Source organism: Azospirillum agricola, assembly GCF_017876095.1.
GTDB classification, from domain to species: Bacteria; Pseudomonadota; Alphaproteobacteria; order Azospirillales; family Azospirillaceae; genus Azospirillum; species Azospirillum agricola.
The window spans coordinates 238,263-260,056 of sequence record NZ_JAGINM010000008.1; the positions used below are offsets into that span (position 1 = coordinate 238,263).

Sequence of the window (21,794 nt, forward strand, 5' to 3'; positions counted from 1 at the left end):
GAACGAAAAAGGGGCGGAGGGAATGACCCTCCGCCCGCTCCGGAGCGCGACCGGCGTCGGGGAAACCGTCAGTCGTGCTTGTAGATGTCGACGTCCTTGGTCTCGCGGACGAACAGCATGCCGATCACGAAGGTCGCGGCGGCGATGATGATCGGGTACCAGAGGCCGGAGTAGATGTCGCCGGTCGCCGCCACGATGGCGAAGGAGGTCGTCGGCAGGAAGCCGCCGAACCAGCCGTTGCCGATGTGGTAGGGCAGCGACATCGAGGTGTAGCGGATCTTGGTCGGGAACATTTCGACCAGCATGGCGGCGATCGGGCCGTAGACCATCGTCACGTAGATGACCAGCACGGTCAGCAGCAGCACGACCATGACGGTGTCGATGCGGGCCGGGTCGGCCTTGGCCGGGTAGTTGGCGGTCTTCAGCGCGTCGCCCAGCCCCTTGTCGAAGGCGGCGCCGGCGGCCTTGGCGTCGGTCGGCGTGGCGGCGTGGGTCGAGGGGCCGTGGCCGAGCGACACGGTGGTCTGGTTCGACGGGGCGGCCGAGTAGGACGGAATGACGGTGGAGCCGACCTTGATCGAGGCGATGGTGCCGGCCGGTGCGGCCTCGTTGGAGTAGGGGATGCCGCGGCGGACCAGCGCGCTCTTGGCGATGTCGCAGGAGCTGGTGAATTGGCTGGTGCCGACCGGGTTGAACTGGAAGGAGCACTCGTTCGGGTCGGCGGTGACGACCACGGGGGCGGTGGCGATGGCCTCTTCAAGGGCCGGGTTGGCGTAGTGGGTGATGCCCTTGAACAGCGGGAAGTAGGTCAGGCAGGCGAGCACCAGCCCGGCCATGATGATCGGCTTGCGGCCGATCTTGTCGGACAGGGTGCCGAAGATCACGAAGAAGGGGGTGCCGAGCAGCAGGGCGGCGGCGATCATCAGGTTGGCCGCCTGGGCGTCGACCTTCAGCGTCTGGGTCAGGAAGAACAGGGCGTAGAACTGGCCCGTGTACCAGACCACCGCCTGGCCGGCGACGAGGCCGAACAGCGCCAGAAGCACGACCTTCAGGTTCGGCCAGCGGGCGAAGGATTCGGTCAGCGGCGCCTTGGAGTGCTTGCCCTCCTCCTTCATCTTCTTGAAGGCGGGCGACTCGTTCAGCATCAGGCGGATCCACACCGAGATGCCGAGCAGCACGATGGAGATCAGGAACGGGATGCGCCAGCCCCAGTCGTTGAAGGCTTCCGGCGACATCGACACGCGGCAGCCCAGGATCACCAGCAGCGACAGGAACAGGCCGAGCGTCGCGGTGGTCTGGATCCAGGAGGTGTAGTTGCCGCGCCGGCCGTGCGGGGCGTGCTCGGCGACGTAGGTCGCGGCACCGCCATACTCGCCGCCCAGCGCCAGGCCTTGCAGCAGGCGCAGGACGATCAGGATGATCGGGGCCGCGATGCCGATGGCGGCGTAGTTCGGCAGGATGCCCACGATGAAGGTGGACAGGCCCATGATCAGGATGGTGACGAGGAAGGTGTATTTGCGGCCGATCATGTCGCCGAGCCGGCCGAACAGCAACGCGCCGAAGGGCCGCACGGCGAATCCGGCGGCGAACGCCATCAGCGCGAAGATGAAGGCGGCGGTCGGGTTGACGCCCGAGAAGAACTGCATGGCGATGACCGCGCTGAGCGATCCGTACAGGTAGAAGTCGTACCATTCGAAGACGGTGCCGAGCGACGAGGCGAAGATCACCTTCTTCTCCTCGGCGGTCATTGGACGGACGGATTCCGTCGTCGAAGCCGCATAGGCCATGTTTCCACACCTCCCAGTTCGATTTGTCCAGTTCGATTTGCCGAATCTTGACGTGGCCCGGTTTGGCCGGGGCCGTTCCGCCGGGGTGGCGTCGGGTCATCGCCGCTGGGGTGACGGTGGGGCGTATGACCGAGCGCACTCCTCGGTTATCGGACTGATTGTGCGCACTCTAAACTATTTGCGTCACCCCCTACCATGGTCGGGGGTGGGGCGGTGGTGGGATGGTGTAGATTTTCCCGTTCACGGTCGGGGCCGCGGCGGAAGGCGCTAAGAGCGCCCAACAGAAGCTTGGGTCGTCTCTCGACCCGTCATCCCCGCCTTCGCGGGGATGACGGCCCCATTGGGCACCGATGGTGAAAACGGAACTCTGTTTGGCGCTCCTGGCCGGAATGCCTTATTGGAACACCGGCGCATAGAGCAGGCCGCCCTGCGTCCAGGGCCTGTTCGGCCCGCGTTCGAGCCGGAAGGGCGAGCGGGCGCCGAGGTTGCGCTCGAAGATCTCGCCGTAATTCCCGACCTGCACGATCGCCTGATAGGCCCAGTCGGGCCGCAGGCCGATCCGCCGCGCCGCCTCGGGCATCCCGTCGAGCAGGCGCTGCACCTCGCTGTTGCCGGTGATGCGCAGGAAGCCGGCGTTCTCGCCGGTCACCCCGGCGTCGTCGGCCAGGAACAGCGCGAACATGGTCCAGCGCACCACCGCCAGCCACTGGCGGTCGAGGTTGGAGGTGAGCGGCGCGATCGGCTCGCGCGACGGCACCGGCGGCCGGGCGAGGATGAGGGAGTCCGGCGGCGCGTCGAGCGTGCGCAGCGCCGCGGCCAGCAGCGCCATGTCGGCCGACAGGGCGGCGCACTCGCGTCCGATGAAGGCTTGCAGGGCGTCCGGCCAGGTCGCGAAGCTGCGCAGGGTCCAGGGCTTTCCGCCGCGCGCGACGAGATCCTCCAGCGCCCAGTGCGAGGTGGTCGCCGCCGGCACGCAGACCGTCGCCGTCCCGCCATCCAGCGGCGAATGGCCGTCGGGCGCCCGCCACGCGGCGATCCCCTGCTCGTCGTGGAACACCGGGGGGCCGAAGTCGATCGGCAGGGTGGCGTCGCGCGTCAGCGTCCAGGAGGTCTGGGCGAAGGACACGTCGACCTCGCCGGCGGCGACGGCGGCGAATTCCTGCGGCTTGGACAGGCGGCGGATCTCCACCGCGTCGGCCTTGCCCAGCACGGCGGCGGCCAGCGCCCGGCAGAGATCGACCATGAAGCCGACCGGCCGGCCGGCACCGTCGTTGGCGGCGAAGCCGGGGTTGTAGGAGACGCCGCAGCGCACCACGCCGCGCCGTTCGATCTCGGCCAGGGTGGGGGACGGGTCGGCGGCCTGCGCACGCCCTGCCCACGGTGTCGCCCATGGCGTCGCCCATTGGGCCGCCCACAGCGCGGCCAGCAGACCCAGCGCGGTCACGAAACGGTGCGGCCTCATCCTTCTCCCCTGATCCGACGGCGGCGCTATGATACGCTCGGCCCGCGACGGGCGGCACCCCTTGAGAGAGACGGATCGGGCATGGCGGGAAGGGGGGCGGGCAAGGGAGCGGGCAAGGGAGCGGGAAGGATCGGGGCTCTCGGGATCGGGGTCGGCGCCCGGCTGTTCGGCGCGCTCGCCTTCAACGGGCTGGTCGCCTTCCTGATCGGGCTCGGCGCCTACGTCGCCTTCGACGGGCTGCACGCCGGCATCACGCGGGTGACCTCCGAGCAGTTTCCCGCCGTCGTCGCCGCGGCGCGGCTGGAGCGCCAGCACCAGCGCATCATGCGCACCCTGGAACAGCTGGCCCTGTCGAACGACAATTTCGGCCGCGAGACGATCAACCAGGGCCTGTCCGACCAGCTCAACGGCTATGACCGGCTGCTCGCCGAGCTGGAATCCGGCGACGGCCGGCCGGGCCCCCGGCTGGGCGGGCTGAAGCAGCAGCGCGACGAGATCCTGCGGCTGCGCGAGGCGATCGATCGCGGGGTCGCCGTCCGCATCGCCGCCCGCCGCGCCCTGACCGAGCGCGACCGCGACGTCCGGCGGCTGGCCGACGCGCTGGCCGACCCGGCGCTGCGCGGGCAGGAGGACGTCGCCGTCCAGCGCTGGCTGGCGAAGGCGGAACGGCTGCTGTTCCTGATCGCCTCGGTCCATCAGACCGAGAACAGCTTCGCCCTGACCCGGCTGGGCGAGACCGCCGCCGCCCAGCTCGCCGTCCTGACCGGCGACGGCGCCGGCCTGCCGGAGGGGATGCGGGAGCCGGCGGCGCGGCTGGTCGGCGGCCTGCGCGCGGTGGTCGAGGGCGAGCGCTCGGTCTTCCGCCAGCGCCAGGCCGACTTGCAGGCGTCGGAGGCGCTGACCGGGCTGGTCGACCGCGCCAACCAGATCTCGCTGGTCAACACCGGGCTGAACACCGGCATCCTGGTCGAGCAGACCAAGGCCGCCGAGGACAGCCGCCGGCAGATCATCGACGTGTCGACGACCTACACCCGGCTGTTCTTCGCCTCGGTCGGGGTGGTGGTGATCGGCATGGTGCTGTCGGTCGCCTACGTCCGCCGCAAGGTGCTGGCGCGGCTGTGGGCGGTCAGCGAGGCGATCCGCGACCGCACCGACGGGGGGGACGCGGAGATCCCCGCCACCGGCACCGACGAGATCGGCGAGCTGGCCCGCGCGCTGCGCTTCTACATCCACGAGACCGAGGTGAAGAGCGAGGCTCTGCGCCGCAACGAGCAGTGGCTGCGCACGGTGCTGGAGGCGGCCCCCGTCCCGCTGGTGATCTCCGGCCGGGCCGACGGGGCGATCCGCTTCGTCAACCGGCGCGCCGCCGACCTGTTCGGGGTGGCGGAGGCGAAAATCCTGCTCGGCCGCCCGGCGTCGAGCGTCTGGTCGGCGCCGGCGGTGCGCGAGGATTTCGTCCGCGACGTCTTCGCCACCGGCCTCGCGCTGGACGTGGAAACCGAGCTGGTCACCGAATCCGGGCACCGCATCTGGGGTCTGCTGTCCGGCATCGCCTTCGAATTCCAGGGCGAGGAGGTGCTGCTCAGCTCGGTCGTCGACATCACCCGTCGCCGCGAGGCGGAGGAGGAGCTGCGGCGGACCCGCGCCTTCCTCGACGCGGTGATCGACAACGTGCCGAGCGTGCTCTACGTGCTCGACGGCGACAGCGGCCGGGTCGTGCTGTGGAACCGCGCGGCGGAAGAGGCGTTCGGCACCAGCCGTGCTGCCATCCAGGGCCGCGCGCTGCCGGACGCGCTGGGCGAGGAGACCGGCCGCGCGTTGGCCGGCGGCCCCGCCGGGGCGATGCGCGCGCTGGGTCTGGAGGAGCTGGCGCTGACCCGCAACGGCGAGACGGCGGTCTTCGCGTTGCAGCGCCACCCCTTCGAATGGTCGGGCGACGGGCGCTGTCCCATCATCTGCATCGCCAACGACATCACCGCCTCGCGCCGGGCGCGCGAGGAGCTGCGGCAGGCCAAGGAGCGGGCCGAGCGCGCCGACGCCGCCAAGACCGAGTTCCTCGCCACCGTCAGCCACGAGATGCGCACCCCGCTGAACGGCATCCTCGGCCTGTGCCGGCTGCCGCTGACCGGGCGGCTGGAACCGGGGGAGCGGCGCTACGCCGTGTCGATCATGCGCTGCGGCCACGGGCTGCTCGACCAGGTCAACGACATCCTCGACCTGCGCAAGATCGAGGACGGCAAGCTCGACCTCGACCCCGCGCCCTGCGCACTGCTGCCGGTGCTGGAGGAGGTCGTCGCGACGGTCGAGAGCCTCGCCAACGAGAAGGGCATCGCGCTGGATCTGGAGATCGCGCCGGAGGTGCCGGAACTGGTGGTGGTCGACCGCCAGCGGCTGCGGCAGATCCTGGTCAACCTCGTCGGCAACGCCGTGAAGTTCACCGAGCGCGGCGGGGTCGACGTGCGGGTGAGCCTGTCGCGTGACGGCGATGCGGGCGAGCGTCTGGTGACGAGCGTGCGCGACACCGGCATCGGCGTGCCGCCCGACCGCCGCGCCGCCATCTTCGAGAAGCTGGAGCAGGCCGATTCCAGCATCGCCCGCCGCTTCGGCGGCAGCGGCCTCGGGCTGGCCATCGTGCGCCATCTGCTGAACGCCATGCGGGGCACCATCGCGGTGGACAGCGCGGTCGGGCTGGGCAGCATCTTCACCGTCGCCATCCCGCTGGAGCGGGTCGCGGCGGCCAGCCCGCCGGCGGCGCCGGGATGGCTGCTGCCGATCCACCGGGTGCGCTCGCTGGCCCTGCTGCTGGTCGAGGACGACGCCATCAACCGCGAGGTGGCGCTGGGGCTGCTGTCCGACGCCGGCCACCGCGTCACCGTCGCCGAGACGGGGGAGAAGGCGCTGGCGCTGGCGGCGCAGCGGACGTTCGACGCGGTGCTGCTCGACATCCGCCTGCCCGACATCGACGGGCCGGAGGTGGCGCGCCGCATCCGCGCCCTGCCGGACGCCGGGCGCGCGGCGGTGCCGATCGTCGCGGTGACCGCCAACGTCTTCGCCGCCGACCGGGCGCGCTACCTCGCCGCCGGAATCGACACGGTGATCGAGAAGCCGATCTTTCCGGAACGGCTGATGCATCTGCTGTCCAACACCGTGCCGATGCGGCTGGAGCCGTCCGCCGAGCCGTCCCTGCCTCCGCCGGCGCCCTCGCCGGTGCCGCCGACAAGGGAGGCGGCGGTCAACGCGGAGATTCTCGACCGCTACGTCCGGTCGCTGGGGGCGGCGCGCTTCGCGTCCATCCGGGGGCTGCTGATGGAGGCGGCGGCGGATGGGCTGCCGCGTCTGGCCGCCCCCGGCACCGGGGACGCCGATCTGGAGGACATCGCCCATCGCCTTGCCGGGGCGGCCAGCCATTTCGGGCTGACGGCCTTCGTCGGGCTGATGCGGGCGGTCGAGGACGGCGTGCGCGAGGGCCGCCGGGAGGAGGCGCAGGAACTGGCCGCGACGGCGGCGGCCGAGTTCACGCGCGGCGTCGCGGCGATGGACGCGCTGTGCGGGGCGATGGCCGTTTAGGGCGGGGGAGCAGGGCGGGGAAGCGGCCTCAGCCGACGCCCCAGCCGCCGGTGTCCGGGAAGGGGACCGAGGGGGGCGGTGCCGCCGCCGGGCCCGTCGCGAGGGCTGCCGTCAGCCCCTTCGGCAGGGCGGGCGCGTCGGCCGCCGTCGGCCGCAGCCGCGTCGCCTTCACCCACCAGCGCGGCTCGGCCGCCGCGATGCCCGCCGCCGCGGCCTCGGCCTGCGTCGCGGTGGCGTAGAGCCCGAAGCAGGTCGCCCCGCTGCCCGACAGGCGGGCCAGCAGGCAGCCGGCGCTGCGCTCCAGCGCCGCCAGCGTGTCGGCGATCGCCGGGGCCACCGTCAGCGCCGGGGCGGTCAGGTCGTTGGAGCGTTCGCGCAGCAGCGCCGCCAGCGCCGCCGCGTCGGCCGGGGCGGTGGCGAAGCGGGCCGGAGCGGAGAAATCGCCGCTCCGCGCCTTGAACACCGCCGGGGTCGGCACCGGCACGCCGGGGTTGGCGAGCACGGCGTGGACCTCCGGCAGCGGCGGCGCCGCGTCCAGGATCTCGCCGATCCCGCCGAAGAAGCAGCTTTGCCCGGCGACGCAGACCGGCACGTCGGCGCCCAGCCCGGCGGCGACCTCGTAGAGCAGGGCGGCGTTCGCCTCCAGCCCCCACAGCCGGCCGAGCGCCCGCAGGCAGGCCGCCGCGTCGGCCGAGCCGCCGCCGATGCCGGACGCCACCGGCAGAAGCTTGTGCAGCGCGATCAGCGCGTCGGCGTCGCGGCCCAGCCGCGCCGCCAGCGCGTGGGCCGCGCGGATGACGAGGTTGCCGGCGGGATTCTCGCCCATCAGCGCCGGTCCGAAGGGGCCGGAGATCACCAGGCGCGGCCCGGCCGGCGGCAGATCGGCCCCGCGCAGCGCCACCCGCGCGACGCCCGGCTGCACCGTCACCGTGTCGCCGATTTCCGCGAAGGCGACGAGGCTGTCCAGCTCGTGGTAGCCGTCCGGTCGCCTGGCGGTGACGTGCAGGTAGAGGTTCAGCTTGGCGGGGGCGGCCTCGGCGAGGGGGGCGGCGGTCATCGGCGTCACCGGCTGGCGAAAGGGGGCGGAGAGGGCGGCCCTGTTTGGCACCGATGCCGCGTTGCGGCAAGAGGGGGATCGCCTGTTCGGGTGCCGGATCAGGCCGCCGCCAGCAGGTCCCGCACCAGCGTTTCCCCCATCGGCCAGGGGCCGAAGCCGGCGGCGGTGTTGATGTGCCCGGCCTCGCCCGCGTCGATGAAGTCGGCGCCCCACAGCGCCGCGAAGCCACAGGCCCGCGCCGCCGGGCAGTAGGGATCGTTGCGGCTGCCGACGACGACGGCGGGAAAGGGCAGGGGGGATGTGGGCACCGGCGCGAAGCCCCGGACCTCCGGCGGGGTGTGAGCGGGCGATTCGACATCGGACGGGGCGACCAGCAGCGCCGCCGCGACCTTGCCCACCGACGCGCCCGGCGACTCCGCCCAATGGGCGACCAGTGCGCAGGACAGGCTGTGGGCGACCAGCAGCACCGGGCCCGGCACCGCCGCGACCGCCGCCTCCAGCCGCGCGGCCCAGTCGGCCGGCACCGGACGGTCCCAGTCCGCCTGACCGACCCGGACCGATCCGGGCATGCGGCCCTCCAGCCAGCTCTGCCAGTGGTCGGGGCCGGAGTTGCCCAGGCCGGGAAGGATCAAAACGGTCGGCTGCGTCATTCTTTCAACTCAGAATCGTCATCGTTCCCGTATAGTATCGCGACAAGACCGCGGGGCAACCGCTCAAGGCTTCCAGCCCGGGGATGGCTGGGATGCTCAACCGCCGGCGGCACGCATCGGGCATCATCGGGAGGGAACGTCTTGGACATCAGCGCCACCATCGCTCAGGACATCTGCGATCACATCGGCCGCGAACTGGAGGTCGTGGTCTCCTTCATGGGCAAGGGTGGCAGCATCATCGCCTCCACCGCCCGCGACCGCATCGGCTCCACCCACGCCATCGCCGCCGAGATCATGGCGCGCCGCATCGACGAGCGCGCGGTCGCCAAGGACGAGGCCGCCAAGTCCGGCGGCGCCATGCGCGAGGGCTACAACGTCGCCATCGACCTGGACGGGGAGCGCGTCGGCTCGCTCGCCGTCGCCGGCCCGGCCGATCAGGCCCGCCGCTACGCCCGCATCGCCCGCCACTGGGCGCTGTCGATGCTGCGCGCCGAGAACGCCGACGCCCAGCGCGCCCGGATCCTGCGCGAGCTGTCCGACCGGCTGGAGCGCGACATCGGCGGTCTCGCCGCCGAGATGACCGAGGCCGGACGCAAGCTCGACGGCGCCGTCGACACCGTGCGGCGGGCCGGCGACGATTGCCTGCGCCAGACCGGCGACGCCGCCGCCGCCGCCCGCGCGGTGGACGGGTCGGTCGGCGCCATCGCCGGCGTGCTCGACCGGCTGTCCTCGACCTCCCAGCAGATTTCCGGCGACACCAGCAAGGCGCGCGAGATCAGCCAGGCCGCCGCCGTCGACAGCGACCGCGCCACCACCGTGATGACCTCGCTGCGCGCCGCCGCCGAGCAGATCGCCAGCGTCGTCAAGCTGATCAACGCCATCGCCAGCCAGACCAATCTGCTGGCGCTGAACGCCACCATCGAGGCGGCGCGCGCCGGGGAGGCCGGTCGCGGCTTCGCCGTCGTCGCCAACGAGGTGAAGGCGCTGTCCCGCCAGACCGCCGACGCCACCAAGCAGATCGCCGATCAGGTCTCCAACCTGCAAAAGGAGACGGCGGCGGTGGACGAGGCGCTGGGCCGGATCCATTCGACCATCGGCTCGATCCAGACGATCAACGGCACGGTGGCCGCCGCCATCGACGAGCAGGCGATGCTGACCGCCGAGGTGTCGCGCACGCTCGACCGTTCCCGCCAGGACGCGATGGCCGCCGAGCAGCGCATCGGCGACGCCGAGCAGACGCTGGGCGGCGTGACCCGCACGCTGGAGGAGCTGAGCGCGCTCAGCCAGAACATCGCCACGCGGGCCGGCAGCCTGGGCGGCCGGGTCGGCGACGCGCTGCGTCAGGTGCGCGGGTAGGGGCCGGTTTCGAAATGGGCGCCCTCGTCCCGTTCCGTCATGCCCGTGCCGCACGGGCATGACGTCGCGCCGGATGAACGGTCCGTGCGTCAGGCGTGCGGGTAGGGCGTCGTCGTCGGGTCGGGATCGGCGGTGCGGCGGGCGGCGGTGGCCGCCCCGCCCGGCAGCGGCACGATCAGCCGGCGCTTGACCGGCTGCTGCGTCGTGCGGCGCGACACCCCGGCGAAGATCTGCTTCGACGCCTCGATCATCGTCACCCCGGCGAAGGCCTTGAACCAGCGCCCGCCGACCTCCTCCCAGGCCGGCGCGGTCTTCAGCAGGAAGCGCGAGCGCAGCGGCGGGATGAACAGGGCGTGGCCGGTGCGTTCCGGCACGAACATGGTGTCGCGCAGAACCTGCTTCAGTTGGGAGGCCGAATAGGGGAAGCCGTGGCCGAAGGGCGTCCAGTCGGCCCGCGCCCACAGGCCGCGCCGGTTCGGCACCACCGCCAGCACCCGCCCGCCGCCGGCCAGCACGCGCCAGATCTCGCGCATCATCGGCCGCAGCTGCTCGGTGCCCTCCAGCCCGTGGACCAGCAGCACGCGGTCGATGGTGTTGTCGCCGAAGGGGAGATCGGCCTCGTCGCCCAGCGCCACCATGCCGCGCCCTTCCGGCGGCCAGAAGCTGACGCCCTGGCTGGCCGGCATCACCGCCGCCACCCGGTCCGCCTCGGCCATGAAGGGGCGCAGATAGGGGGTGGCGTAGCCGACGCCCAGCACGATCTGCCCGCGCACGTCCGGCCAGATGGTGCGGACGCGCCGCCGGATCATCCGCTGCGCCATCTGGCCCAATCCGGACTCGTAGAACTCCCTCAGATCGACGATATCGGTGTACATGGTATCCCAGCGTATCACGGGTTTGCGTCGCAACAGAGGGAGTCCGTTGCCGTGGAGGTCGTTCTCGTTCCGGCATTCGCCGACAACTACATCTATGTGCTGCGTGATGCGGCGTCCGGCAAGGTCGGCGTGGTCGATCCCGGCGACGCGGAGCCGGTGATCGCCGAGCTGGAGCGGCGCGGCTGGGCGCCGACCCACATCTTCCTCACCCACCACCACGACGACCACATCGGCGGCGTGGCGGCCCTGAAGGCGCGCTACCGCCCGACGGTGATCGGCGCGCGCGCCGATTCGCACCGCATCCCCGGCCTCGACGTGGCGCTCGACGAGGGGGCCCGCACCGTGTTCGGCGAACAGACCGCGCGGGTCATCGCCGTCCCCGGCCACACCAGCGGCCACATCGCCTTCTGGTTCGAGACGGCCTTCGACGGCGCCGGCGCGCTGTTCTGCGGCGACACCCTGTTCGCGCTCGGCTGCGGCCGGCTGTTCGAAGGCACGCCGGAGCAGATGTGGGAATCGCTGGGCAAGCTGCGCGCGCTGTCGGATTCGACCCGCGTCTATTGCGGCCATGAGTACACCCTGTCGAACGCCCGATTCGCGGTGACGGTGGACCCGGAGAACGGCGCCCTGCTGGAGCGCGCCGAAATCATCGCCGCCATGCGGGAGCGCGGCGAGCCGACCATCCCCTCCACCGTCGGGCTGGAGCGCCGCACCAATCCCTTCCTGCGCGCCGACGATCCGGCGGTGCAGGCGGCGGTCGGCCTGCCCGGCGCGGCGCCGGAGCGGGTCTTCGCCGAGATCCGCCGGCGCAAGGATCATTTCCGCGGCTGATCTTTTCGGTGACCGGGGACGAGTGCCACGCTAGGCTTTTTCCCGTCGCCGAACCTGTTGAGGAAGAGTCCCGATGCTGACGCTGCGCTGGAGTGCGACGTCGCCTTATGTGCGCAAGGTGATGATGGTCGCCATCGAGGGCGGGCTGGACGGCCGGCTCTCCTGCCGCGCCACCGACCCCTGGTCGCCCGGCACCGACCTGCCGGCGGACAATCCGCTCGGCAAGGTCCCGGTCCTGACGCTGGAGGATGGGACCGTCCTGTTCGACAGCCCGGTCATCGTCGAGTATCTCGCCACGCTGGCTCCGGCCGCCGGGCTGCTGCCGGAGCCTGGGCCCGCGCGCTGGGCGGCGCTGCGGCTCCAGGCCGTCGCCGACGGCATCTGCGACGCGGCGATCCTGCGCCGCCTGGAGACCAACCGCCCCGACGGCGAGCGGTCGGCCGGCTGGGTGGAGCGCCAGCGCAGGGCGGTGGCCCGCGCGCTCGACCTGCTGGAGGCGGAAGCGGCGGGGCTCGCCGTCGAGCGGCCGACGGTCGGGACGCTGGCGGTGCTGTCGGCCCTGGGCTACCTCGACTTCCGCTTCGGCCGGGAGGATTGGCGCGACGGCCGTCCGGCCCTGGCGGCGTGGTTCGCGGCGGCGTCCGACCGCGACAGCGTCCGCCGCACCGCGCCGCCGGCCGGCTGAGAGGTCCCGCTTCCCTCGGAGGGACGTGCCCTGCGGCCTTGACCGGAGGGGGCGGCGCGTGACCTGTTCGGGACAGCGCCGAACAAGGGGAACCATCGTCATGCCGCAACCCTCCACACCGCCGTCGACCACACCGCCCTCAGCCGCGCCGCCCGCAGCCGCGCCGCTGTCCGTCGGGCTGCTCGGTTTCGGGCTGGCCGGGGCGGTCTTCCACGCGCCGCTGATCCTGAGCGAGCCACGGCTCCGGCTGGCCGCCGTCGCCAGCTCGCGCACCGACGACATCCGCCGCGTCGCCCCCGGCGCCGTCGCGGTGGCCGCTCCGGAGGCGATCCTGGCGGACCCGGCCATCGATCTGGTGGTGGTCGCCACCCCCAACACCAGCCACGCTCCGCTGGCCCGCGCCGCCCTGCTGGCCGGCAAGCATGTGGTGATCGACAAGCCGATGGCGGCCACCGCGCGCGAGGCCGACGCGCTCATCGAACTGGCCGAGCGCCAGGGTCGCGTGCTGACCGTGTTCCACAACCGCCGCTGGGACGGCGACTTCCTGACCGCGCGCGCCTGCATCGGCGGCGGGATGGACGGCGGGGAGGACGGCGGGCTGGGCGAACTCTATCATTACGAGGTCCATTTCGACCGTTTCCGCCCGGCGATCAAGCCCGGCTGGCGGGAGCGGCCGCTTCCCGGATCGGGGGTGCTGTTCGATCTCGGCGCCCATCTGATCGATCAGGCGCTGACCCTGTTCGGGCCGCCGCGCACCGTCACCGCCGATGTCGGCGCCCAGCGTCGTGCCGCCGAGGTGGACGACTGGTTCCACCTGATCCTGGGCTATGGCCGGATGCGGGCGATCCTGCACGCCGGCACGGTGGTCTGCCGTCCGGGGCCGCGCATCCAGATCCACGGCGACCGGGGCAGCTTCCTGAAGCACGGGCTGGACGGCCAGGAGGCGGCGCTGCGGGCCGGCGCCACGCCCGGCGGCCCGGGTTGGGGCCGCGACGACCCGGCCCTGCACGGCGTCCTGCACATGGCCGACGGGAGCGAACGGGTGGTGGAGACGCTGGCCGGCGATTATCCGGCCTTCTACCGGGGCGTCGCCGCCGCCATCCTCGACGGCGCGCCGCCGCCGGTGACGGCGCACTCCGCCCGCGACGTCATGCTCGTGCTCGAAGCCTGCGTCCGCAGCGCCGCCGAACGGCGGACGGTGGCGCTGCCCTGACGCCCGGCCCGGCCGGGCGGCGGCGTTGACGCTCGGCGGACGGCCCGGTAGAAGCAACGACGTCACGCAGGAACCCGCCTCGCCATGAACCTCATCGTCGCCGCCCATCTGGAAAAGCGCAGCCGCCGCCGAGCCTGACGGCGCCACCTTTGTCCGCTTTTCCCGATACACCGGCCGCCGCGCTTTTGCGGGCGGTCATCGCCGAGGTTCGTCCATGCATCCGCTGTTCTGGGTCGCGTTCCAGGGGTTCACCCTGGGCGCCGGGTTGATCATCGCCATCGGCGCGCAGAACGCCTTCGTCCTGCGCCAGGGCCTCGTCCGGCGCCATGTGCTGCCGCTCGTCCTGTTCTGCGCCCTGAGCGACGCGCTTCTCATCGCCGCCGGCTCCGCCGGCTTCGGCAGCCTGGTGGCCAGCAGCCCGCTTCTCCTGCGCGCCGCCGCCTTCGGCGGGGCCGCCTTTCTCGGGGTCTACGGATTCCGCGCCTTCCGCAGCGCCTTCAAGGCGCAGAGCCTGAGCGCCGAGGGCGCCGCCAACCTGCCGCTCGGTCGGGCGCTGGCCACCGTCGCGGCCTTCACCTTCCTGAACCCGCATGTCTATCTCGACACGGTGGTGCTGGTGGGCGGCATCGCCGGCCGCTATCCCATCGGCGAGCGGGTCTGGTTCGCCGGCGGCGCCATGGCGGCGTCCTTCGCGTGGTTCACGGCGCTGGGCTATGGCGCCCGCCTGCTGGCGCCGCTCTTCGCCCGGCCGGTGGCGTGGCGGGTGCTCGACACGCTGATCGGCGTGGTGATGACGGCGCTGGCGGCGAGCCTGCTGCTGTCGGGCCTTGCGGGGTGAGATGAGCGGCGGCGGCGGGGATGGGCGGGTCTGCATGACCGGTGCCGCCGTCCGGGATGCGGACGCCGCCCAATGGCAGCCGGCCATCGACGCCCTGGTCTTCCGCCCGTCCGGTCATCGGGGCGTCTGCGCGATCCATCGTCTGGCCTTCCGCGCCCTGCTTGGGCGGACCGGCGGGCCGGAGGACTGCCTCGCCTTCTTCGCCGCCCATCGCCCGGCCTTCGAGCGGGCGGCGGCGGCGAAGATCGCCCGGCGCGGGCTCGACGCCGCCGCCAATCTGCATCTGACCAGCCGCGACGTCGCCCGCGCCATCGCGGCCGGGTAAGGGGCGGCCAGTCAGGCGGCGGCCGGTCAGGCGTAGGCGTAGGGGCCGCCGCGGTCGAGCGCGCGGCGGTAGGCCGGGCGGGCGTGGATGCGCTCCAGCCACGCCATCAGCCGGGGGCGCGAGCTGTTCAGGCCGGCGCGCGCGGCGGCGGCCTCGATGGGAAAGCTCATCTGGATGTCGGCGACGCTGAACGCCCCGCCGGCGAACCAGGGCGAGTCCTTCAGGCCGTCCTCCAGGAAATCGAGATGCTGGCCGAGGCGCGGCGCCACCATGGCGCCGACCACCCCGCCGGCGATCCTGCGGGCCAGGGGGCGCAGCAGGACCGGCATCGGCGGGCGGCCCATCCGGTCCATCACCAGCTTCAGCAGCAGAAGCGGCATCAGCGACCCCTCGGCGTAATGGAGCCAATAGGTGCAGCGCAGCCCTTCCGGCGTGCCCGGCGGCGGGCGCAGCCGGCCGTCGCCGTGCCGGCTCACCAGATATTCCAGGATGGCGCCGGATTCGGCAATGGTCAGCCCGTCCTCGACGATCACCGGGGACTTGCCGAGCGGGTGGACGGCGCGCAGGGCGGCCGGGGCCGCCAGTGTCGCCGGGTCGCGCGCGTGGCGGACGATCTCGTAGGGAAGCTCCAACTCCTCCAGAAGCCAGAGGACGCGCTGCGAGCGGGAGTTGTCGAGATGATGGACGGTGATCATGGCGGCGGTTTTTTTCCGGTCGTTGGCGTCCACCCTGCGCGGCGGGGTGCATGACCTATACGTCAGGAGATGCCGGAAGGATCACGTCGCGATGGCCTTGGCCCGGCCGTGCGGCGATGCCGCGCCGCCGGCCCGGCGGCGGGGCGGGCCACGCCCGCTACCGTGTTGGGCATAGTCAAATTAGGCCGTTCAGCAGAACCCGAATGGATCACCGGTCAGGGTTTCCGCGTTGTTGGGAAAACGGCGTGTGCTGGACACGCCTGGCGAGGAGGAGTGGTCATGTCAGGAAAAGCAATCGCGGCGCTTGCCGGACTGTTCGGAATGCTGGCGCTGCCGGCGCTGGCCGCCCCCGGCGACGTTCATTCGGTCACGGGGGAAAAGGTCAATCTGCGGGCGGCCCCGTCGGACGACGCCTCGGTCCGCTCCACGGTGACGCGCGGCGACGAGGTGGTCGAACTCAAGCAGGACGGCAACTGGCTGGGCGTGCGGGTGCTGCGCACCGGCGAGGAGGGCTGGCTGTTCTCCGACCTCGTGAAGCGGCGCACCGCCAGCACGCTGGGCGGTGCCGCGGCGGCCGGGCCGGCCCAGGCCGGGTTCGGCCGGATCGCGCCGGGCTTCGACGGGCTGGTCGCCAGCATCTCCGACCATCTCGGCTACCGCTTCGCCGACAAGGTCGAGCAGACCGGCAACGGTGCCCTGCGGGTCGTGCCGACGCAGGACTGGAGCTACAACACCAGCCGCGACGCCAAGATGTACGCGGCGCTCGCCCTGTACCAGATGTGGAAGAACTACAACAACGGCCGCCCGGTGACGGTGGCGCTGGGGCCGCAGGGCGCCTCCGCCATCACCATCGAGGACAGCGCCAAGGGGCCGGAGCTGGTCCTGCCGATGATGGGTTCGTCGCGCTGACGGATGGAGGGCCGGGACAGAGGCAGGGAGGCGGCCGGGCTTTGCGGAAGCGGGCGCCGGCCGTCAGATGATCACCCCGGCCAGCGCCGGGCTCTGCTCCAGCGCGTCGGCGACCACGGACAGCACCCAGCGCGCCTCCGCCCGGTCGGCGGCGGCGCCCAGGCACAGGCGCAGCGCCTCCGGCACCGGCTCGCGCAGCGCGAAGGTGTCGCCGACCACGGCGGCGATGCCGCGCGTGCGCAGATGGGTGGCGAATTCGCCGCGCGTCCAGCCGGGCGGCAGCTTCAGCCAGATGTGGAACCCCTCCGGGTGCGCCGCGACGCTTTCCGGCGGCAGCAGGGAGGCCGCCAGCCGCTGGCGCCCGACCGCCTCCTCCCGCACGGCGTCGAGCAGCGCCGCGGCGGTGCCGCCGGTGATCCAGCGGTTGGCGATGGCGCAGGTGACCGGCGAGGCCATCAGCGTCGTCGCCCGCAGGGCTCCGGTCACCCGCATCGCCTGCCGCGCGTCGGGCGCCGCGACATAGGCCAGCCGCAGGGCCGGCGACAGGCATTTCGCCAGCCCGCCGATGTGGAACACCAGATCGGGGGCCAGGGCGGCCAGCGGCGGCGGGGCGTCGGTCACCAGCGGACCGTAGATATCGTCCTCGACGATGCAGACGCCGAATTCCCGCGCCGCCGCGATCACCGCCTCGCGCCGTTCCAGCGGCATGGTCGCCGTGGTCGGGTTGTGCAGGGTCGGCATGCAGTAGAGCAGCTTCGGCCTGTGCTGTTCGAAGACGGCGCGCAGGGCGTCGGGATCGAGTCCGTCGCGGTCCATCGGCGCGCCGACCACCGACAGGCCGAGCTGCCGGGCCACCGCCCTGAAGCCGGGGTAGGTCAGCGCCTCGGCGCACACCGTGTCGCCCGGCCGGGCCAGCAGGGTCAGCAGCGCCAGCAGGGCGCCCTGGGTGCCGGGGCAGACGGCCAGCCGCTCCCCGGTGACGCCGGGCAGGCGGTCGCGCAGCCACAGCCGGCCGGCGGCGCGGTCGCCGGCCCCGCTTTCGGCGCCGACGCTGTCCGGGTAGCGCAGCAGGCTGTGCGCGTCCAGTTCCGCCACCGCCTCGGCGGCGTCGCGGCGCAGACGGTCGAGCAGGTCCGGCCGGTCGGGGACCGGCGGCTGGTTCATCGTCATGTCGACGAAGCGGATCCCCGTGGCCGTCCGCCGGGTCGGGGAGGCGGGGGAAGCGGCGGCGTCGGCCGCCGCCGGCGGGCGCACGAAGGTGCCCTGTCCGACGCGGGCGTCCACCAGCCCACGGCGCCTCGCCTCGCCATAGGCCCGGCTGACGGTGGTGAAGTCCAGCCCGATCCGCGCCGCCAGCGCCCGCTGCGGCGGCAGCCGCTGGCCGGGGGTCAGGCGGCCGTCGCGCAAATCGTCGGCGATGGCGTCGGCGATGGCGAGGTAGGCCGGCTTGTCCCGCCCGTCGAGCCGGGGGGCCCAATCCTCCGGGCCGCCGTCCTGGTCGGCCTGCCTGAGATCCGCTTGCCTAAGATCCGCCTGCTTGAGATCCGATTGCATGGAAGCACCGTTGCGCCGATTTGACCATCACCACCGGGTCATTTGACCGGTGAGCATCCCGATATGCAAGCATCCGCAGGGGGTGCGGCCTGCGGTTCGGCCAGCCGGGCCTCGGCGGCCTTGTGGACGTATTGCGCGCAGACAATCCATCCTTTCAAGGGCCGCAGCAGCCCGAGGCAGCCGATCAGCAGCAGCGGCAGCGAGGTCAGGACATGCACCCAGAGCGGCGGTCCGAAGGACACTTCCAGCCAGCCGGCGAAGGCGACCACGGGGAAGCTGACGATCGACATCACGAAGAAGGCCGGGCCGTCCGCCGGATCGGCGAAGGAGAAGTCCAGTCCGCACACCGCGCAGCGCGGCGCCAGGGTCAGGTAGCCCTGGAACAGATGCCCCTGGCCGCAGCGCGGGCAGCGCCCCCGGATGCCGGTCTCCATCGGCGGCAGGGAGGGCAGTGGCCGGGCGGCCGGCAGCGGGCTGATGGGCGGGTGGTCGGAAGCGGGTCGGTCGATCATGGTCGATTCTCTCCTCGATCCGGAAAGGATGGCTGGGGGCAAGGCGAGGGGGGCATGCAGGCTCCGCCGTGCTTGCCCCCCACCCCGCTCAGGGAGCCAGGAAGACGCTGTCGTGCTTGGCGTGGCCGCCACCCTCGGCGCGGACGTCGAAGGTCACCGGGGTCGATGCGCCGGACAGCGCGTCCTGCCGGCTGCGGGCGTAGACCCGGTAGGTCGCCACGGCGTTGGCGGGGGCGGTCAGGGTCAGCGTGTCGGCCTCGGCCCGGTCGCCGGCGGTGGCCAGACGGGCGCCGTCCAGGCCGCTGACGGTCAGCCGGTACTGACGTTCCGAGCGGGTCATGTTGGAGATCTTGACGGTGTAGGCGTTCTGCACCCGGCCGTCGCTGAGCTGGACGAAGAGCGGCGCGCGGTCGCGCAGGATGGCGATGTCGGCGCTCGGCTTCAGCAGCATGCCGATGGCCATCAGGCCGGCGACCACCACCATGATCAGGGTGTAGACGATGGTGCGCGGACGGATCAGGCCCGCCTTCGGCGGCTCGACCCCGGCCGCCTTGGCGGCCTGCGCCGAGGCGGTGTCGAACAGGATCAGGTCGACGGGCCGGCCGATGCGGGTCATCACGTCGTTGCAGGCGTCGGCGCACAGGCCGCAGCCGATGCAGTCCATCTGCAAGCCGTCGCGGATGTCGATGCCGGTCGGGCAGACGTGGACGCAGGCCCCGCAGTCGATGCAGTCGCCCAGCCCCTGGGCCTGACGCTCGGCGACCGGCTGGCCCTTGCGCAGCGGCGCGCGGCCCTCGCCCCGCCAGTCCTGGTAGGTGACGACGCGGCTCTCCTCGTCGATCATCGACACCTGGATGCGCGGCCAGGGGCAGGCGTGCAGGCACATCTGCTCGCGCATGAAGCCGGCCATCAGATAGGTGCTGCCGGCGATGAACAGGATCGACCACACCGCCAGCTCCGGCGCCTCGAAGCGCAGCAGCTCGCCCGCCAGGGTCGGCGCGTCGGCCAGATAGAAGATGCCGGACGCGCCGGTGACCAACGCGATGAACAGCCACGCGGCGTGCTTCACCGCCTTGCGGGCGATCTTGTTGGCGGTCCAGGGCTGGCGGTCGAGCCGGATGCGCTCGCCGCGGTCGCCCTCGGTCAGCTTCTCGACCCAGACGTAGAGGTCGGTCCACACCGTCTGCGGGCAGGTGAAGCCGCACCAGACGCGCCCGGCCACCGAGGTCGCCAGGAACAGGCCGACCGCCGCCAGGATCATCGCGCCGGTCATGTAGTAGATGTGCTGGGGCCACAACTCCAGCCCGAACAGGTAGAAGCGCTGCTCCCCGAGGTCGAACAGCACGGCCTGGTCGGCGATGCCCGGCCCGCGGTCCCAGCGCAGCCAGGGCAGCAGCACGAACAGCGCGAGCAGGACGATGCCCAGCCAGGTCTTGATGTTGCGGTAGCGGCCCTTCACCGATTTCGGGTGGATCTGGCGGCGCGAGACGAAGAACGGGGCCGGCTTGCTGTCGGCTGTGCCGTCCTGAAGGGGCAGCACGCGCGCGGGTCCGCCCAGGCGCGTCAGGGTGTTCGGCATGGCGATTTCGATCCCGGAAAGGGCGGTGCGGTGAGGGGCCGCCCCGGCGGAAACCGGGGCCGTGCGCGGCGGCACCCGCACCGCGAGACCGCCGTCAACCGTCGGGTCCTGTTCTACGCCGATTGAATGCATTCATCAAGAGGATTGAATGCGTCATTGCGCCGCAATTCGATCGATATTTCCATACAAAGATGGATTGATCGCAAGGCAAGCAACCCCGACGGCTCTTGCCGGTGGTCAGCGTGCGCGCAGGCCCAGGCGCGCCATCTTCTTGTAGAAGGCCGCGCGGGAGATGCCGAGCAGCCGCGCCGCCGCCTCCGCCCGGCCGCCGCTGGCAGCCAACGCCCGGCCCAGCAGGTCGCGCTCGAAGCCGTCGTAGGCGGCGGCGTAGTCCAGGGGCGTGCCGGCCGGCTGGCCGGGCAAGGCGGTGGACGGCTCGATTGTATGGATTGATTGTTCCGAAACGGGCCGCGCCGGCGGAGCGCCCGTGGCGTGGCGCACGCCGGGGAGCGCCTCCGCCAGATCCTCGACCGTCAGCCGCAGATTGTCGGTCAGCAGGCAGGCCCGCTCCAGCACGTTGCGCAGCTCGCGGACGTTGCCCGGCCAGGGGTGGCGGCTCAGCGCCTCGACCGCCTCGTGAGTCAGGCCGCGTCCGGGAAGCCCGGTGCGGGCGGCGATCTCCTGGAGGATCGATTCGGCGATGGCCTCCAGCCCGCTGCCCAGTTCCGACAGCGACGGCAGCCGGATCGGCAGCACGTTCAGCCGGTAATAGAGGTCGGAGCGGAAGCGGCCGTCCTGGATGCGCCGCTCCAGATCGACGTTGGTCGCGGCGATGACCCGGACGTCGACCTTGACCGGGCGGTCGGAGCCGAGCGGCTCGATCTCCTGCTCCTGGAGGGCGCGCAGCAGCTTGGCCTGGAGGCCCATCGGCATGTCGCCGATCTCGTCGAGGAACAGGGTGCCGCCGTCGGCGGTCTTGAAGCGTCCCTCCCGGCCCCGCCGGTCGAGCCCGGTGTAGGCGCCGGGAACCGCGCCGAAGAACTCCGCCTCCAGCAGCGTGTCGGGGATCGCCGCGACGTTGACCCCGACGAAGGGCCGGCCGGTGCGCGCCGACAGCCCGTGGATCGCCTGGGCGATCAGCTCCTTGCCGGTGCCGGTCTCGCCCAGCAGCAGGATCGGCGCGTCGGTGCGGGCGGCGAGGCGGGCCTTGCGCTTGACCTCCAGGCTGGCCGGGCTGTCGCCGACGTAGCTTTGCAGCGTGTAGCGCGGCTGCCGCCGCTCGTCGAGCCGCCGCTTGGTCGCCGCCAGCTCGGCCTCCAGCCGCGACAGCTCGGCCAGCAGCGGCTTCAGCCGGTGCAGGCTGTCGTACAGCACGAAGCCGACCGCCCCGATGATCGTCCCGCTGTCGTCGGTCAGCGGAAAGCGCGAGACGACGAGCCGCTGCGTGCCGAACAGCATCAGGTCGAGCAGGATCGGCTGGCCGCTGGTGACGACCTGCCGCATCTGCGAGTTGGGGATGATCTCCTCGACCTCGCGGCCGATCGCCTCGGCCGGGTCGGGGATGCCCAGCATCCGGGCGTATTTGGCGTTGATCCAGATGACGCGGGCGTCGCGGTCGACGGCGACGGTGCCCTCCGACTGCTTGTCGAGCGCCTCGAACAGCGACGGCATGGCCCGGCCGCGCAGCATGTCGGCGCCGACCTGGAAGGCGCCCCCGGATCCATCAGCCGATCCGCCGCCCAATCCGCCCGTCCCGTCGCTCTCGAACACACCCGCTCCCCGGCCTGGATGAACCGGCGCGCATCATGCCGGGTTTTCGCCGGGGCGCACAGCCTCCAGGCCCGCGTCGGCGCCATGCGGACCCAGGTCGCCGGGTTCGTCGCCTCCCTGCGCCGGGCA

At 72.3% G+C, this 21,794-nt stretch carries 18 protein-coding genes; 8 read left to right on the forward strand and 10 right to left on the reverse strand.

Annotation, left to right across the window (positions count from 1 at the left end; all coding sequences use genetic code 11):
• Positions 1–68: 68 nt before the first annotated feature.
• Positions 69–1,748, reverse strand: coding sequence for an MFS transporter (locus J2847_RS14425; protein WP_233474521.1), 1,680 nt, complete (start codon positions 1,746–1,748; stop codon positions 69–71).
• 433 nt (positions 1,749–2,181) lie between these two features.
• Positions 2,182–3,249 (reverse strand): transporter substrate-binding domain-containing protein, encoded by a 1,068-nt coding sequence (locus J2847_RS14430; protein ID WP_209779623.1) that lies wholly within the window; start codon positions 3,247–3,249, stop codon positions 2,182–2,184.
• Between the two features lie 81 nt (positions 3,250–3,330).
• Here J2847_RS14430 and J2847_RS14435 point away from each other — a divergent pair, with 81 nt between their 5' ends.
• On the forward strand, positions 3,331–6,816 hold the full coding sequence (locus J2847_RS14435; protein WP_209779624.1) for an ATP-binding protein: 3,486 nt from the start codon (positions 3,331–3,333) through the stop codon (positions 6,814–6,816).
• Between the two features lie 28 nt (positions 6,817–6,844).
• On the opposite strand, the gene J2847_RS14440 is transcribed toward J2847_RS14435, so the two are convergent.
• Both J2847_RS14440 and J2847_RS14445 read right to left on the reverse strand, forming a co-directional pair.
• The gene (locus J2847_RS14440) at positions 6,845–7,873 is read right to left on the reverse strand and encodes a 4-(cytidine 5'-diphospho)-2-C-methyl-D-erythritol kinase (protein WP_209779625.1); all 1,029 of its coding nucleotides are present in this window, start codon (positions 7,871–7,873) and stop codon (positions 6,845–6,847) included.
• 98 nt (positions 7,874–7,971) lie between these two features.
• The gene (locus J2847_RS14445) at positions 7,972–8,523 is read right to left on the reverse strand and encodes an RBBP9/YdeN family alpha/beta hydrolase (protein ID WP_209779626.1); all 552 of its coding nucleotides are present in this window, start codon (positions 8,521–8,523) and stop codon (positions 7,972–7,974) included.
• A gap of 141 nt (positions 8,524–8,664) precedes the next feature.
• On the opposite strand from J2847_RS14445, the gene J2847_RS14450 reads away from it, so the two are divergent.
• Positions 8,665–9,879 carry a methyl-accepting chemotaxis protein gene (locus J2847_RS14450; protein WP_085552838.1) on the forward strand — a complete coding sequence of 405 codons (1,215 nt, stop codon included), beginning with the start codon at positions 8,665–8,667 and terminating at the stop codon, positions 9,877–9,879.
• A gap of 89 nt (positions 9,880–9,968) precedes the next feature.
• On the opposite strand, the gene J2847_RS14455 is transcribed toward J2847_RS14450, so the two are convergent.
• Positions 9,969–10,754 carry a class I SAM-dependent methyltransferase gene (locus J2847_RS14455; RefSeq protein ID WP_085552837.1) on the reverse strand — a complete coding sequence of 262 codons (786 nt, stop codon included), beginning with the start codon at positions 10,752–10,754 and terminating at the stop codon, positions 9,969–9,971.
• A gap of 51 nt (positions 10,755–10,805) precedes the next feature.
• On the opposite strand from J2847_RS14455, the gene gloB reads away from it, so the two are divergent.
• The 5 genes from gloB to J2847_RS14480 all read left to right on the forward strand — a co-directional run bounded on the left by gloB (position 10,806) and on the right by J2847_RS14480 (position 14,646).
• The gene (gene gloB / locus J2847_RS14460) at positions 10,806–11,585 is read left to right on the forward strand and encodes a hydroxyacylglutathione hydrolase (protein WP_209779627.1); all 780 of its coding nucleotides are present in this window, start codon (positions 10,806–10,808) and stop codon (positions 11,583–11,585) included.
• Between the two features lie 73 nt (positions 11,586–11,658).
• Positions 11,659–12,270, forward strand: coding sequence for a glutathione S-transferase N-terminal domain-containing protein (locus tag J2847_RS14465; protein ID WP_209779628.1), 612 nt, complete (start codon positions 11,659–11,661; stop codon positions 12,268–12,270).
• 100 nt (positions 12,271–12,370) lie between these two features.
• On the forward strand, positions 12,371–13,483 hold the full coding sequence (locus J2847_RS14470; RefSeq protein ID WP_209779629.1) for an oxidoreductase: 1,113 nt from the start codon (positions 12,371–12,373) through the stop codon (positions 13,481–13,483).
• A 214-nt stretch (positions 13,484–13,697) separates the two neighbouring features.
• Entirely contained in the window at positions 13,698–14,321 is a 624-nt protein-coding gene (locus tag J2847_RS14475) for a LysE/ArgO family amino acid transporter (RefSeq protein WP_085552834.1), read from the forward strand.
• 34 nt (positions 14,322–14,355) lie between these two features.
• Positions 14,356–14,646 (forward strand): DUF1488 family protein, encoded by a 291-nt coding sequence (locus J2847_RS14480; protein ID WP_209779630.1) that lies wholly within the window; start codon positions 14,356–14,358, stop codon positions 14,644–14,646.
• Between the two features lie 26 nt (positions 14,647–14,672).
• On the opposite strand, the gene J2847_RS14485 is transcribed toward J2847_RS14480, so the two are convergent.
• Complete coding sequence (locus J2847_RS14485) at positions 14,673–15,341, reverse strand: glutathione S-transferase (RefSeq protein ID WP_209779631.1); 669 nt, start codon at positions 15,339–15,341, stop codon at positions 14,673–14,675.
• A gap of 279 nt (positions 15,342–15,620) precedes the next feature.
• Here J2847_RS14485 and J2847_RS14490 point away from each other — a divergent pair, with 279 nt between their 5' ends.
• Entirely contained in the window at positions 15,621–16,250 is a 630-nt protein-coding gene (locus J2847_RS14490; RefSeq protein ID WP_085552831.1) for an SH3 domain-containing protein, read from the forward strand.
• Positions 16,251–16,313: 63 nt separating this feature from the next.
• Here the strand turns inward: J2847_RS14490 and J2847_RS14495 are convergent, their stop codons facing one another.
• The 4 genes from J2847_RS14495 to J2847_RS14510 all read right to left on the reverse strand — a co-directional run bounded on the left by J2847_RS14495 (position 16,314) and on the right by J2847_RS14510 (position 21,665).
• Positions 16,314–17,804, reverse strand: a complete 1,491-nt coding sequence (locus J2847_RS14495; RefSeq protein WP_209779632.1) for an aminotransferase-like domain-containing protein — start codon at positions 17,802–17,804, stop codon at positions 16,314–16,316.
• A gap of 38 nt (positions 17,805–17,842) precedes the next feature.
• Positions 17,843–18,316: a DUF983 domain-containing protein gene (locus J2847_RS14500; RefSeq protein ID WP_267912529.1), complete on the reverse strand. Its 474-nt coding sequence runs from the start codon at positions 18,314–18,316 to the stop codon at positions 17,843–17,845.
• Positions 18,317–18,404: 88 nt separating this feature from the next.
• Entirely contained in the window at positions 18,405–19,895 is a 1,491-nt protein-coding gene (ccoG, locus tag J2847_RS14505; RefSeq protein WP_209779633.1) for a cytochrome c oxidase accessory protein CcoG, read from the reverse strand.
• 237 nt (positions 19,896–20,132) lie between these two features.
• Complete coding sequence (locus tag J2847_RS14510; protein WP_325169412.1) at positions 20,133–21,665, reverse strand: sigma-54 interaction domain-containing protein; 1,533 nt, start codon at positions 21,663–21,665, stop codon at positions 20,133–20,135.
• Positions 21,666–21,794: the final 129 nt, after the last annotated feature.

What these genes read in the sequence shown, in the direction of transcription:
- J2847_RS14465 (WP_209779628.1), top strand. Translation starts at nt 11,659, where the DNA reads ATGCTGACGCTGCGCTGGAGTGCGACGTCGCCTTATGTGCGCAAGGTG.
- J2847_RS14495 (WP_209779632.1), bottom strand. Translation starts at nt 17,804, where the DNA reads ATGCAATCGGATCTCAAGCAGGCGGATCTTAGGCAAGCGGATCTCAGG.
- J2847_RS14500 (WP_267912529.1), bottom strand. Translation starts at nt 18,316, where the DNA reads ATGATCGACCGACCCGCTTCCGACCACCCGCCCATCAGCCCGCTGCCG.
- J2847_RS14430 (WP_209779623.1), bottom strand. Translation starts at nt 3,249, where the DNA reads ATGAGGCCGCACCGTTTCGTGACCGCGCTGGGTCTGCTGGCCGCGCTG.
- J2847_RS14475 (WP_085552834.1), top strand. Translation starts at nt 13,698, where the DNA reads ATGCATCCGCTGTTCTGGGTCGCGTTCCAGGGGTTCACCCTGGGCGCC.
- J2847_RS14445 (WP_209779626.1), bottom strand. Translation starts at nt 8,523, where the DNA reads ATGACGCAGCCGACCGTTTTGATCCTTCCCGGCCTGGGCAACTCCGGC.
- J2847_RS14485 (WP_209779631.1), bottom strand. Translation starts at nt 15,341, where the DNA reads ATGATCACCGTCCATCATCTCGACAACTCCCGCTCGCAGCGCGTCCTC.
- J2847_RS14480 (WP_209779630.1), top strand. Translation starts at nt 14,356, where the DNA reads ATGACCGGTGCCGCCGTCCGGGATGCGGACGCCGCCCAATGGCAGCCG.
- J2847_RS14455 (WP_085552837.1), bottom strand. Translation starts at nt 10,754, where the DNA reads ATGTACACCGATATCGTCGATCTGAGGGAGTTCTACGAGTCCGGATTG.
- J2847_RS14435 (WP_209779624.1), top strand. Translation starts at nt 3,331, where the DNA reads ATGGCGGGAAGGGGGGCGGGCAAGGGAGCGGGCAAGGGAGCGGGAAGG.
- J2847_RS14470 (WP_209779629.1), top strand. Translation starts at nt 12,371, where the DNA reads ATGCCGCAACCCTCCACACCGCCGTCGACCACACCGCCCTCAGCCGCG.
- J2847_RS14440 (WP_209779625.1), bottom strand. Translation starts at nt 7,873, where the DNA reads ATGACCGCCGCCCCCCTCGCCGAGGCCGCCCCCGCCAAGCTGAACCTC.
- J2847_RS14425 (WP_233474521.1), bottom strand. Translation starts at nt 1,748, where the DNA reads ATGACCGCCGAGGAGAAGAAGGTGATCTTCGCCTCGTCGCTCGGCACC.
- ccoG (WP_209779633.1), bottom strand. Translation starts at nt 19,895, where the DNA reads ATGCCGAACACCCTGACGCGCCTGGGCGGACCCGCGCGCGTGCTGCCC.
- J2847_RS14490 (WP_085552831.1), top strand. Translation starts at nt 15,621, where the DNA reads ATGTCAGGAAAAGCAATCGCGGCGCTTGCCGGACTGTTCGGAATGCTG.